At 48.7% G+C, this 13,008-nt stretch carries 14 protein-coding genes and 1 other annotated feature (1 of these 15 cut by a window edge); of the genes, 2 read left to right on the top strand and 12 right to left on the bottom strand.

Annotated elements, in window-relative coordinates:
* Positions 1-75 (bottom strand) — a binding site (T-box leader); it reaches 183 nt to the left of the window's first position.
* A gap of 54 nt (positions 76-129) precedes the next feature.
* The 12 genes from HP570_RS08260 to HP570_RS08315 form a co-directional block, all read right to left on the bottom strand.
* Positions 130-1,335 carry an MFS transporter gene (locus HP570_RS08260; RefSeq protein ID WP_173625414.1) on the bottom strand — a complete coding sequence of 402 codons (1,206 nt, stop codon included), beginning with the start codon at positions 1,333-1,335 and terminating at the stop codon, positions 130-132.
* Between the two features lie 32 nt (positions 1,336-1,367).
* Positions 1,368-1,931 (bottom strand): thioredoxin family protein, encoded by a 564-nt coding sequence (locus HP570_RS08265; RefSeq protein ID WP_173605400.1) that lies wholly within the window; start codon positions 1,929-1,931, stop codon positions 1,368-1,370.
* A 29-nt stretch (positions 1,932-1,960) separates the two neighbouring features.
* Complete coding sequence (locus HP570_RS08270; RefSeq protein ID WP_173625415.1) at positions 1,961-2,347, bottom strand: IDEAL domain-containing protein; 387 nt, start codon at positions 2,345-2,347, stop codon at positions 1,961-1,963.
* Between the two features lie 62 nt (positions 2,348-2,409).
* Entirely contained in the window at positions 2,410-2,847 is a 438-nt protein-coding gene (locus tag HP570_RS08275) for an RrF2 family transcriptional regulator (RefSeq protein ID WP_016741060.1), read from the bottom strand.
* Between the two features lie 235 nt (positions 2,848-3,082).
* Positions 3,083-3,562, bottom strand: coding sequence for a GNAT family N-acetyltransferase (locus HP570_RS08280; protein ID WP_173625416.1), 480 nt, complete (start codon positions 3,560-3,562; stop codon positions 3,083-3,085).
* 67 nt (positions 3,563-3,629) lie between these two features.
* Positions 3,630-4,610: a quinone oxidoreductase family protein gene (locus HP570_RS08285; protein ID WP_173625417.1), complete on the bottom strand. Its 981-nt coding sequence runs from the start codon at positions 4,608-4,610 to the stop codon at positions 3,630-3,632.
* Between the two features lie 32 nt (positions 4,611-4,642).
* Positions 4,643-5,230, bottom strand: coding sequence for a DUF1802 family protein (locus HP570_RS08290; RefSeq protein WP_173625418.1), 588 nt, complete (start codon positions 5,228-5,230; stop codon positions 4,643-4,645).
* Positions 5,231-5,271: 41 nt separating this feature from the next.
* Entirely contained in the window at positions 5,272-6,330 is a 1,059-nt protein-coding gene (gene nadR, locus HP570_RS08295; RefSeq protein WP_173625419.1) for a multifunctional transcriptional regulator/nicotinamide-nucleotide adenylyltransferase/ribosylnicotinamide kinase NadR, read from the bottom strand.
* Entirely contained in the window at positions 6,318-7,031 is a 714-nt protein-coding gene (gene pnuC, locus HP570_RS08300; RefSeq protein WP_173625420.1) for a nicotinamide riboside transporter PnuC, read from the bottom strand. The genes nadR and pnuC overlap by 13 nt, the downstream gene beginning before the upstream one ends.
* Positions 7,028-7,888: a TIGR02452 family protein gene (locus HP570_RS08305; protein ID WP_173625421.1), complete on the bottom strand. Its 861-nt coding sequence runs from the start codon at positions 7,886-7,888 to the stop codon at positions 7,028-7,030. The genes pnuC and HP570_RS08305 overlap by 4 nt, the downstream gene beginning before the upstream one ends.
* Positions 7,889-7,912: 24 nt before the next feature.
* On the bottom strand, positions 7,913-8,821 hold the full coding sequence (locus tag HP570_RS08310; RefSeq protein ID WP_173625422.1) for an NUDIX hydrolase: 909 nt from the start codon (positions 8,819-8,821) through the stop codon (positions 7,913-7,915).
* Positions 8,822-9,067: 246 nt separating this feature from the next.
* On the bottom strand, positions 9,068-10,342 hold the full coding sequence (locus HP570_RS08315) for a cation:dicarboxylate symporter family transporter (RefSeq protein ID WP_012685250.1): 1,275 nt from the start codon (positions 10,340-10,342) through the stop codon (positions 9,068-9,070).
* 263 nt (positions 10,343-10,605) lie between these two features.
* Here HP570_RS08315 and ytvI point away from each other — a divergent pair, with 263 nt between their 5' ends.
* Together ytvI and HP570_RS08325 are read left to right on the top strand one after the other, a co-directional pair.
* The gene (ytvI, locus tag HP570_RS08320; RefSeq protein WP_173605392.1) at positions 10,606-11,637 is read left to right on the top strand and encodes a sporulation integral membrane protein YtvI; all 1,032 of its coding nucleotides are present in this window, start codon (positions 10,606-10,608) and stop codon (positions 11,635-11,637) included.
* Positions 11,638-11,730: 93 nt separating this feature from the next.
* The gene (locus HP570_RS08325; protein ID WP_173625423.1) at positions 11,731-12,975 is read left to right on the top strand and encodes a pyridoxal-phosphate-dependent aminotransferase family protein; all 1,245 of its coding nucleotides are present in this window, start codon (positions 11,731-11,733) and stop codon (positions 12,973-12,975) included.
* Positions 12,976-13,008 lie beyond the last annotated feature (33 nt).

Raw genomic sequence — 13,008 nt, forward strand, 5'->3', positions numbered from 1 at the left:
CGTTGGCTTTCAGCACATGGCCAACTCTCTGGGGAACAAGGGGATTAGCTTACTCTTTCTCGTCAATGAATTTGTTGGTGTTTTTTTGTTACTTTCCTTTTTACATGGTTTTCTAAAAACTGTCAAGGGTTAGGCCACGACGCGCTTCACGCTGCGACGGCTTTCCACCTGCGACAATAATAAGCTAAGTACCAGGATAATCGCGCCGAACAAATACGGTGCGTTCAAATGCACCCCGTACAACGTACCTGCCACTGCTGGGCCAAAAATATTCCCCAGACTCATATACGCATTATTCATCCCCGCTACGAAGCCTTGTTCATCCCCCGCACGCTTGGAGATCAGCGTGTTGATTGCTGGACGCATAATCGATGTCAGGGTAAAGAAGAGAACCGTCATAATCAACATATACCAGAAGTTACCCGACAATAGCATCATCACCATCGAAACAGCAGACAAGAAGAACGTCACGTTAATGAGCTTTTTCTCGCCAAAACGAGTAATGAGCTTGCCGATCAGCGCTGCCTGCACAATCGTACCGGCAAGTGCTCCCACTGTGATAATGATGGAAATATCACGTGGAGTATAAGCGAACTTTGCATCGACGAACAGCGGGAAAATAACTTCGAAGTTCGCCAAGCCAAACGTCATCGTAAAGACCAGTACCAGCATGATGAAGTACGACGATTGGAACGACTTGCCGAGTTGTAAGAAGATGTTTTCCTGTTTGTCTTTGGCGTTTCGTGACGCGAGCTGCTTCTCTTTCGGAAGAGATTCTGACAAGAAGAAGATGGAACCGAGTGTAGCTACCGCACCAACTGCCGCGGAAATGTAGAACGGCATACGCAAGCCAAGCTCTGCCAAAAATCCGCCAATACCAGGTCCGATAACAAATCCGAGAGACATGGCGGCTCCGAGCATCCCCAGTCCTTTTCCGCGTTTATCCTCGGTCGTAATGTCCGCTACATACGCCAGCATGGACGGAATCATCGCTGCTGCCCCGATCCCGCCGATCAGACGAGAAAGGTAGAGCACCCATGTCTGTTCAGCCAAGGCAAAAACCAGGTTGGAGATCGTAAACAGGACGAGTCCCATTACAATCATGATTTTACGACCGTACTTATCTGACCATTCCCCCGCAATCGGAGAAAAAAGAAATTGAGTCACACCAAAAGCCGCCACCAGGTATCCAGCCGTCTCCCCACCCGCGCCGAACTCTTTAAGAAACTCGGGCAAAATCGGAATAATCAAGCCAATTCCCAGCATGGCAATAAACATGTTAATCATCAGGAAGAGAATCGGTCGCTCGCTATTCTCTTGTGCATTCATATTCATTTATCCAGTCCTATCCTTGTAGATTTTTCTCTTTAGCCTTGCAGCTTCGCTTTCACACTCTCAATCACCGTGCGCCAAATGGCCGGGTCTGTTGAAATCTGTTGCTTAAAGTTGCGGTACAGCTCCTTTTGCTTTTCCTCAAAATCAGGAGCGTCAGCAGCCGGCAATCCAGCACGGGCAGTCGTAATCATTTCCTGCACTTCTGGAGAACGAGGTCCCCAAACTCTCGCCTCGTAGCCATCCTGGTCGAGGAAAATAAAGATCGGAATCGCACGTGCTGTGCCATTGGTCAAGTACTGATCCATCAGCTCGAGATTTTCGTCACGGATGAGAAAGCGCAATTCGATGTTGCTTTCCTCGGCAATTCGCTGAATGACAGGAACACATAAGGAAGCATCCCCACACCAGTCTGCGGTCAGCACGACCCCTTTCCAATTGCGCTGGGAGAGATCCTTCCAGACAGCCAGATCCTCGTCAGTAAATGTGAGCTGATCGTACACGCGGGTCAGCTCTTCTTTATTGACGTTCATGCTTTCTGTGTACGCCGTAAAGCTCATTCCTTTTTCAAACCAACTGTTATGATTCACGACAGACATATTCCGTACTCCTCCTGTATAGTGAAAAATTATTGCTCCCAAATAGCAGAAGTTCCCAAGCGATTGCGAATGGAAGAGCTTCTTGTTTTGCGGGCTTCTTTCCCTGCCTGTTTCATGGTGCTTGCCTTGGCAGTCAGGTCCATAAACCACTCTCTATCTTTGGTTGCGAGGGCGAGGTCGATCAAATCATGCATATGCTCTTCATCATCAAAAGAGCCTACCGGAATGCGATCCATCCACTGTCTCGGAATCACCACCAGCTTGCCGATCGTCTCTTCGTTGTCGCATTGAACCACATATACTTTTGCGGTACCTCGCAATGAATCATCTGTTTCGACGAAGCCTTGAACTAACTCGCCGAATTTGGTTTTGCCCAATACCCATTCTCCGACTTCCAATAACTCATCTCGATTCATTCTGGTGCACCTCCCAATTGTAACGGAAATCATTACAGTTTCCATGTTAAAAATTTGTAAGGTTACTGTTGCGAACTCTCCTGACATCCATGACGGACTTTATCTAATACGGTTTGGATCGTGATTTGTTCCAAATATTTTGTAAAGTACATCTCTGCTTCGGTAAAAATCTGATCCATAACTCCGTGCATATTCGCAGAAACCTGACACGCTTCTTGCGGATCTCCCGAACACCAGTGCGGCTTCAGCGTACCATTCGAGATCGAACGATATATCTCGGCCAAGGTGACCTCATTCGGGTCGCACGCGAGTATATAACCGCCGCCAATTCCCTCTTTTGTCTTCACAAATCCGTTCTTACGCAGAATGCTCATGATTTTGCGAATTCTGGCTGGATTCGTACATACATTTTTTGCGATGAGCTCACTGCTTGCCATATGCTCTGGGATATGAGCCAACAAAGCCAAGCTGTGAACAGCAATGGTAAATTCACTATTCACGTCACAGACGGCCTCCTTGCGAAGAGTACTGTAATAATAATTCGTACAGTTACGAATGTCAACAATTGTGTGGGGGCAAACTTTTTTAAAAACCGAGAGGTTTTTCATCTGCGCTGATCGGGGGAAGCGAAGGCACATGTTTTCCAGTCGCCTTTTTCCTCACTACGTTCGGGCGGTCTCCTTCCAAACATGTACCTTCGCTTTGCGGGCAACAGTTGCTTCTGCGGGGCTATTTTTAAAAAAGATTTTTAATAAAAAGGATTTCATCGCGGATTGGGATGCCATTGTCTGCGATAAGGGGGATTTCTGGTTTGATTTGCCGGGCCTTGTCCACAGCATGGATGTACAGCTCGTGAAACTGATAGCCTCTTTTTTGGTAAAAGCCCATGGCGTGCAGGTTATCGTTGGTGGTGACGAGCTTCATCCGGTGGCAGCCTTTTTCTTTGGCGGTCTGCTCTACTTGATTGAGAAGGGCGGTCCCGATTCCTTTGTTTTCGATCACACTGTCCAAGGAAATGATTTCACATTCCTGATCTTCGAGCACATATGAAATAAATCCGTTGATTGCACCCTCTTCACCCATTATTGCGTAGCCGTCCAGCGCATCGCATTGGAAAACGCCACTGGAGATGACCATTTGCGGACTTCCCCAATGTTTGATAAAAAATTCAGTGATGACGTTTTTGTCCAGTTCACTTGTTGAAATCATCTGCATAACATTCACCTCTCCAAAATGATAGAGAATAAGCCCTCGCTTTTGAGTCAGCAAGGGCTCCACATCGTTACGAACGCACATCCAGCAGTACTTTTCCCGTACTCGCCCTACTCTCTACCAACGCATGGGCACTTGCTGCTTCTTCCAATGCAAAATGCTTGCCGATCTTGATGTCCAGCTGTCCATTCGCCAAATAGTCCAAAACTTGCTTGGCAGTATCCTGTAAAAAGTGTGGACGCAGCTTGCGTGTCGTACCAAAGCTAAAGCCTAATACAGAGCGGCAGCTTGCGTGCAAATCGATTGTCTTGATCTGACCGATTTCACCGCTGGCATTGCCAAAATGGACGAGTCGGCCGTACCAAGCGAGGCACTCGAGACTACGCTCGCTCACCGTTCCAGAAATCGAGTCCAAAATCACATCGGCTCCCGCACCATCCGTCAGCGCGCGTACACTCTCCACAAAATCTTCGCGATCATTGCAAATCACATGGTCGGCACCAACTGACAAGGCAATTTCCGCCTTTGCTTCATTACCGACTGTGCCGATGACACGACCTGCTCCGAGCAGCTTGGCTAATTGAATCGCCGTCGTCCCAATTCCGCCTGCCGCAGCGTGTATCAGTACGGTTTCCCCTTTGGCAATGCGGGCAACCTTCGCCAGTAGCTGATACGAAGTAAATGACACGACTGGGCAAGCGGCTGCTGTTTCCGTGCTGATTTGATCTGGCAGTGCAAAAGTCAAACACTCTTCCGCCACGATATACTCGGCGTATGATCCGTTGGCCGGAAACGCAATGACTCGTTGTCCCACCTTCAGGCTTTGCACCTCTGCCCCCACCTGTTCGATCACGCCAGTCGCATCGAGTCCCGGGATAAACGGCAGCTTGGCAGCTCCCTTTTTTCCATACCTGGATTTGATATCGGCAAAATTGACACTGGTCATCTCGACGCGGATCAGGACTTGTGTAGATGACATGGTCGGCATCTCGACTTCCGCATATTTCATCGTCTCCGGCCCGCCTAATTCCGTTACCAGGATCGCTTTCATGAGAACCCTCCAGACAAGAGTAAAATGGAATGTTAGTTTTGCAGAATGGTCATGATCGCAGCTTTTTTCGCTGCGAACTCCTCGTCGGAAAGCACAGGGGTGAACGCAGCTCGCGGAATATCCACCAATAGATCATGCCAAGATTTGCAGCCCTGATAAGCGGCGTCCATCGGAATTTCTACCGGCTGCTCTAATCGATACATCCGCACGAACAAAATGTGCAGCGGCTGTTTTTTCTTCCAATGCAAGCGCACATCTGCGAAATTATCCGTCCAGATGTGGAAGGGTGATAGCGCGCGCAGCTTGGCTTCGTCCATCAGTTCTACATCGTCGGTTACTTCGGCAAAATATTCGATCGTCACGGTCTTCTTGTCCATTGTCCAGCCTTCGAGGGTCGCATCTAACAGGTGTTGGTAGTCAGCCTTTACCATGTCGCGCTTCTGGTGCTCATAGGTCGGATACAAATAAAATTGATTATTTTCCAAGCGGAATTCTCGTGTTTCTTCGTATAACCCACCCTTGCGGATCGTGATGATCTGCTCACCTTCTCCAAGCGCTTTAACGGCGACTGCCCATTCCTTCAAGCTAAGGGGGGATAGCGGCTGTACGATCGACTGCATGCAGCACGGCTCCCTTCTACTGTCAGAATCGTTTGATGACTTTAGTCTAGCCCAATTCCAGCTCGTTGAGAAGTCGTCTTCAACAGTTGATCGACATGCTGCATAGCTCCTTGCAGTCTCTCGACATAATTTCCTCGCAATGTCACGTACGTAATTCCCCGCTCGTCCAGCATCTGACGCAGCTTTTCGTGATTGTGCAGGCGCACTTGCTCTTCTCCGTGCACACGCAGTCCATCATCTACCCATGCGACATCTGGCTCCATCAATAGCCACAAATCATACGCTTGCTCTTTGGCAATCTGGTCAAGAACAGAGAAGGTTTGCCCCGTGTACAGTTCAGAGTAAAACTGGGTGACAATCGCTTCGGTATCGATAAACAAGAGCTTGTTGGCTTGCTGGAGCGCTTTGTATTCTTCCATTTTGTGACCATACGCGATGTGCGGGAAATACTCCGGTGTCAAAATCGTATCGCAGCCCCCAACCTCTTCGCAGATTGTGCGCCCATACTCCTCGACAAACACGGTGTTGTAGATTTTCGCAAGATAACGGGTCAGGGTCGATTTTCCGCAGCTCTCTGTTCCTACCACGACTACCTTTTTGACGAAATAGGGCTGAACAATAGCCGGGATGTGCTGCCAATGAGCGAAGACCCCTTCGTTGCGAATCTGGGTAGCGGAGATCGGTACTTGGCTGCGCGATTCATCGAGAATGATGTGCGCTGCCTCCGGGTATAAACGGCGAAAAATCAGATCATAGGCGGACTCTGAGCTGAAAACCAGATCGATTTTTTTCCCGATCTCGCGCTTGATGTCCGCTGCTCCCGCCTCCCAATCGTAGCTCTCGTCGCTATCCGCAAGATCCTCAACTGCAAGCACACGGACATTTTCCATGTCCTTAACCAGCGTGGACAGCCATCTCAACCGTACTTCATAGGGAATGGACCTGATTCCTGCCTCCTCACACAGCTTTCGGTCGCGCGTAGGGCTGTGCGAGAGAACGACGTACAGCTCGTCGCAGCGGCAGGCTGCCTGTGTAATCGCGTATACATGTCCTTGATGAAGTGGCAAAAATTTGCCGCCAATGAAGCCTACGCTCCCCATGTTTGCTCCTCCCTTTGCTTGCGATACTGTTTTACCCAGTTCATCAAGCCGTAGATGGCATTCACCAAATAAGCGGACCACATGACCAGCATCGAGATATCGCTTCCGTCCTTCAAAAACGCTGCCAGCCACATGTAGATCGTGAACAAATCAATAATGATCCAGACCACCCATTGCTCGACTAAGCGCTTCACCATGAAAAGCATCGCGATGACGGAGAGAACAGCCGTCAAGGAATCAACAAAAGGTAAGGCCCCGCCCATTTGCTTCAATACAAACCCGTAGGCAATTGTTGCGATGATGCTCAAGATCGTCCACCAGATGCGTGCTCGGTTGGACAAAATCGCAATCTTGACGTCATTTTGTTTGACTTCGGAAACGCGGTTTTTGCGCCACAGATAGAGTCCTATGAATTGCATCGGCAAAAAATAGAGAAGATTCAGCATGACTTCCCCATAGTACTTTTGCCCATAGGCGACGAACGCGTACAAAACCACATTGATGATACCCGGGTAATAACTCCACGTCTTTCCTTTGGCGACGAGCACGACACTCAGCATCCCTGTTAAGGAGGCGATCAAGCCGATGAGTGTATCATCCAGCGCGAAATACAAGTAGAGGGTAACGAGTGTAAACGAGATGAGCCAAATTTTTTCAAACCAATTCCAGTCTGCTAAAAAGCCGGTGCTTTTCGCATTCATGCGAATCTCTCCTTGAACGCTCGCAGGTTTTCCTGGCGCGCAGAATTGTCGTAGACAGCAAAAACGATGTGGTCAAAAAGCTGTGCATACTGTTCCTCGATCAAAACAGTCGCAAAGTAATCTGCTACGTCCTCCGCTTTGTTGCGGAATACTCCGCAGCCGTACGCCCCCAAAATGATCGTCCGATGGTTGTGAATGGCTGCTGCCCGCAAAATTTTCCGGATGCGCTCCATCATGACAGGACCAATCTTTTCGATATTTTCAGGCTCTCGCTCACGAACAACCCCCGCATTCACAGCAGGCGCCGTTACGAAAGACAAGAGGTATGGATCAGGCAAAAGCTGATCGCTTTGATCGCGGAGCACGGGGACCCGCGGTGAATAAATCATGTAGTCGGAATAAAAGCAGGTTTTCAACTGGCGATGGTAGGTGTACATTTCCTGCATTTGCACGATGCAAGGATACAGACCAGAGGAACGCGCCAAGCTCTCTTCCTGCGCCTGACTTCCCCCTAGGAATCCTCCGCCCGGATTTTTGGCGGAAGCAAAATTCAAGCATACGGCATCTGCTCGTTTCTCAGAAACGACAAGGCGCTTGGCTGCATCCAGGCTGGATTCCGAGGTGACCTCGATCTTGGCACGCAGTTGTGCAGCTGTTGTTTGATGTGATGGCAGTTGTACTGTATCTGCAGCCAAATCATTTGGACGATACAAGACCGACTGGCTGATGGCAGCAGCTAGCTCCTCCGTAATGCTCTTCTTTTCACCCGCTTTGTTTACGTAGTAGCCCTGCTCTATGATTTGCAGCGTCTCTTGCGCGATTCGTACGCGTACGCTTCGATTATGTCCCTGATTCATTGTGATTTCCTCCCTGGTACGGGGCTACGTCTGATCCATCCATTCCGGGTTAAAGCGGAAAAACTTGGATGGGCGGTGCCCGGCATGTTTTCGATATTGATTCGTTTCCACCACTTTGTCGGCTACCTTCCTGCGAAACGCCGCTGCCAACAGCTCACGTCCCAAAATCACTTCGTACACCTGTTGTAGATCGCTTAGGGTAAACAGCTCCGGCATTAAGGCAAAGGCGATATCTGTGTATTCAATCTTGTTACGCAATCGCTCCAGTGCGTATTGAATGATTTTTGCGTGATCAAATGCAAGGTTGTTCGTCTCTACAATTTCGCGGGTCTCACGTACAGTGCGGCCCGTTACTGTTTTGGTAATTTTAATCGTGGCAGACAGTTGCTCTCTCTCATGTACAAGACGCAGCTCCAGCCATTTTTCAGTAATGGAGCCGTCAAGCGTCGCCGTCTTCGTTTCTTTTAGCCACCTGTCCTCGATGCGGTACCACTCCGCTTCCTCTGCATCATCCCCTGCCTGCAACTGTAAAGACGAGCTGTCTACCAAGGCCATGTACGACGTGCTTATAACCCATGTCCGTGGATCTCTGCCCGCATCGCCCCAGGTGTAGAGCTGCTCCAAGTAAATGTCGTCTACGTTTGTTTCCGTACGCAGCTCGCGTCTGGCTGCCTCCTCCAGACTCTCCCCAGGTGTAACAAACCCACCTGGCAACGCCCATTGGCCGATATACGGATGCTCACCACGCTTCACCAGCAATATTTTCAACGACTTGGGCGAGAGCTTGCGGTAATTCTCTTCCAGCTCATCCATCACGGTGAATACCAGCATATCGACTGTCACAGACGGTCGCTCGAATTGGCTGACATCATAAGCTTCCAAGTACTCCTGTTCGGTTTGACCTTGTTTATTGACAGAAGGTTTATCTTTCATCCAATCGCCTCTTTTTGCTGCTGAGTTGTTGTTGCCTTTTTGTTATTAACAAAATGTTATTATCAAGTTGTTGGTATCATATTACTCTTTCCTGTTTTTGGTGTCAACTAAAAAAGTTTGAACTGGGTAATTAGCAGAAATGCGCTTCTTCCTTCCACTTCAGCCACTTTTCCACGCAATGCAAAAAAGCCCCCTGCCAGTTAAATTCACTGACAGGAGGCTTCTTCAAACTATTAATAGCTTAGATTAAGCAGCACTCGGATCGGCTTTTACTGCCTGAACATAATCGTCTGCTTTCTTTTTGTCGAACTGACCTTCCCAACGAGAGATCACGATTGCTGCCAACGCATTCCCTACTACGTTAACAACTGTACGAGCCATGTCCATCAAACGGTCTACACCGGCGATGAAAGCAAGACCTTCTACTGGGAGACCTACAGAGCCGAGGGTAGCCAACAGTACTACGAACGATACTCCCGGTACACCAGCGATCCCTTTGGACGTAACCATCAATACGAGCATCAGCGTGATCTGTGTGCTAATTGGCATGTGAATACCATACATTTGCGCAATGAACAGAGCAGCCAGTGCCTGGTACAGTGTGGAACCATCCAGGTTGAAGGAGTAGCCTGTCGGAATAACAAAGGACGCGATCGCCTTCGGACAGCCCATCTTCTCCATTTTTTCCATAATTTTAGGCAGTACAGTCTCGGAGCTGGAAGTGGAGTAAGCCAACAACAGCTCGTCCTTCAGTACACGCAGAAGGGAAGTGATTTTGATTCCGCTAATACGTGCGATGATGCCCAATACCACTAAGATGAAGAACACCATGGCAACGTGAACCAAAATAACCAGTTTCCCCAATGGAATCAAGGAAGACAAACCGAATTTGGAAACGGTAACACCAATCAGTGCAAAAACACCGAACGGAGCGAAACGCATGATGGTGTTCACAACCCAGAACATGGCGTCCGCGACTCCATTGAAAAAGTTGAGAACCGGCCTTCCCTTCTCCCCTGCTGCTGCGACACCAAGTCCAAACAGAACGGAGAAGAAAATAATCGCTAACATATCACCACGAGCAAGCGAATCAAAGATATTCGTTGGTACAATCTTAACAAATGTTTCCACCATACCGTGACTCTGTGTTGCTTCTGCCGTGTCTACATACTTGTGGATATCAGTCTTGGTAAGGACTGTTCGATCCACGCCGACACCCGGTTGAAAGATATTGGCCGCCAAAAGACCAATGATAATGGCAATCGTGGTAACGATTTCAAAATACAGAATTGTCTTACCACCAATTTTGCCGAGCTTTTTCATGTCACCTACGCCTGCTACGCCCACAATAAGCGTGGCAACAACGATCGGAACGACAATCATTTTAATCAACCGGAGAAAAATATCACCGATAGGCTGTAAATAGGTCGCCACTGCCGGGTTGCCGTAAAAAATGGCACCCACCAGGATACCCAGAATGAGACCGACGACAATCTGCATCGCTAATCCAAACCGCTTCATTCCGACACCTCGCTATGAAAGAATAAGATGTGACTCTCAAGACGATATGCTTACACGCATCAAGCTTGAGTGGTATATAGGTGAGCATCATATCATGACTTTTTGTGTTTTCCCCTTTTTTGTATTCTTTTCATTTTTTTGTTTTTTCTGATATTCTCTATCAATTTCGCGATATGATTGGGCTCATTGTATTCATTTCTGGAAAAATGATAAAATAAGGGAATCAATTTTCAGCGACTTTTCACTCAGAATGGAGCGCAGTCATGACGATTCGGAAAATGATCATCCTGCTACTAGTTCTAGCAGTCGGGTTGTTTCTTTTGCCTTACTCCGTCCCCTTTTTGCTAGCACTGTTAACTGCAATTCTGGTTGAGCCGCTCGTCTTGTTTCTTATCAAAAGACTACGAATGAATCGGATGAGTGCGGTAATCACAGCCTTTTTCCTGTTTCTCATTTCTTTTGGGATTGTACTGTACTGGATCGGTACGCAGATTGTGATTCAGGGAATAGATTTGGCTCAGCGATTACCGGCTTATTCACAGCATATTTTTGAGTTGGTCGAGTCCTATTTGATGAGCTGGGAAACTTACTATGCGTCGTTACCTGCTGAAACCGTATCGGAAATCCAGAGTGTCTTCGCTGGGCTGAAAAGCTGGGCGCTTACTTCAGCCTCTACGGTTGCCAAAGGGATTCTCGGTGTGGCAGCCATCATTCCGGGCTTTTTGATCTCCACGATTATTTACCTGGTTGCCTTGTTTTTGATCAGTCTCGATTTGCCGAAGTTGCGTGCTGGGTTCATGAGAATGTTCACCGTATCTGCTCGTGAAAAGGTCGAGGTGGTTATCTCTCAATTGAACCGTGCCACCCTTGGTTTTTTACGTGCCCAAATCATCTTGAGTCTGATGACGTTCGCGCTGTCCTTATTGGGATTGCTCATTTTGCAGGTCAAGTATGCAGCCGTCATTTCGCTCATGATCGTTTTCGTCGATATTCTCCCCATCTTAGGCACAGGCTCGTTCCTCGTCCCATGGGCCATTTACACCTTCTTAATGGGTAACTCTTCTTTGGCAATCGGCCTGATCGTCATCTTCCTCGTGATTACGGTCGTCCGCCGCATTATTGAACCAAAGATACTCGCATCTAATCTGGGAATAAGCGCCCTGGCCGCTCTTGTCAGCATGTTCCTCGGATTTCAGGTGCTGGGATTTTTCGGGCTGATACTTGGTCCAGCGCTCGTCATTATCTACGAGGCGCTGAGAAAAGCTGGATTCTTGAATTTCAAAATCGATTTTTGATGGGCACAAAAGTATAGGTAGTGCTACCGCCGTTTTTCCGGTAATGGAATCGGAAAAGCGGCCGTTGATATAGAAAGATCTGGGGGAGAGCTTATGTGTGCATACAAAGAACTGACCACCTCACAACGGACAATCATGACGCCAGGGCCAGTCGAGGCCGAGCCTAGTGTTCTCCGCGTGATGGGGTCACCCATTTTGGGACAATTCGATCCAGAATTCACAGACATCATGAACGAAACAATGGAAATGCTTCGGAAATTGTTTCAGACATCCAATCATTGGGCATTCCCTATAGATGGAACTTCCCGTGCGGGCATCGAGGCCGTTTTGTGTAGCATAATTGAACCAGGAGATCGGGTGCTTGTACCCATTTATGGACGATTCGGGCACTTGCTCACGGAGATTGCGGAAAGGTACGGCGCAGATGTGATAACGATGGAAACGCGCTGGGGAAGTGTCTTTGAACCGCAGGACGTCATTGCCGAAATCGAGCGAGTTCAGCCCAAAATCGTAGCAATGGTTCACGGCGAAACATCCACTGGCTGTGTTCAGCCCTTGAAAGAAATCGGAGAAGCTTGCCGCCGGATGGATGTGCTGTTTGTCGTTGATGCTGTCGCTTCGATCGGCGGGACAGAAGTGAAGGTAGACGATTGGTATATCGACGCTTGTATTGGCGGCACACAAAAATGCTTGTCGGTCCCATCTGGAATGGCTCCGATCACGTTTAATTCTCGTATAGAAGAACTCTTGCTCCAACGGAAAAAGATTGAGCGTGGACTCGCTGATCCCTCTGCTCCGAAATCTGCTCAAACCCGAACGATCCGCAGCAACTATTTTGACTTGAGCCAGCTCATGGATTACTGGGGACCCGCACGGCTGAACCACCATACGGAGGCGACAACGATGCTGTACGCCTTGCGCGAAGGAGTGCGCATCGCCCTCACGGAAGGTCTGGAGGCGAGATTTGCCAGACATCGCTTGCATGGACAAGCCTTGGTCGCTGGTGTGTTGGCAATGGGATTGCAGCTCTATGGCGATCCGGCTTGCAAGCTTCCCGTCGTGACCTGTATCAAAATTCCGGACGGGCTCGACGGAGAGTCAGTCCGTGCTATGCTGCTCGAAGATTTTCATATTGAAATTGCCAGTTCCTTTGGGCCGCTAAAAGGAACAATCTGGCGGATTGGCACAATGGGCTACAGTTGCCGGAAGAAAAACATTTTGCATGTGCTAGGGGCGTTGGAAGCCGTTCTCATTCGGCATGGAGCCCGTGTACACGCTGGGCGCGCTGTTCAAGCTGCATTGGATATCTACGATCAGGAAAAAGGACAAAACAGCTAGCCCTCTTTAGTAGAAAAAGCCTTTGTCATCCCC

Origin of the sequence: Brevibacillus sp. RS1.1, from assembly GCF_013284365.1 — a bacterium.
In the GTDB taxonomy this organism is placed as follows: Bacteria; Bacillota; Bacilli; order Brevibacillales; family Brevibacillaceae; genus Brevibacillus; species Brevibacillus brevis_D.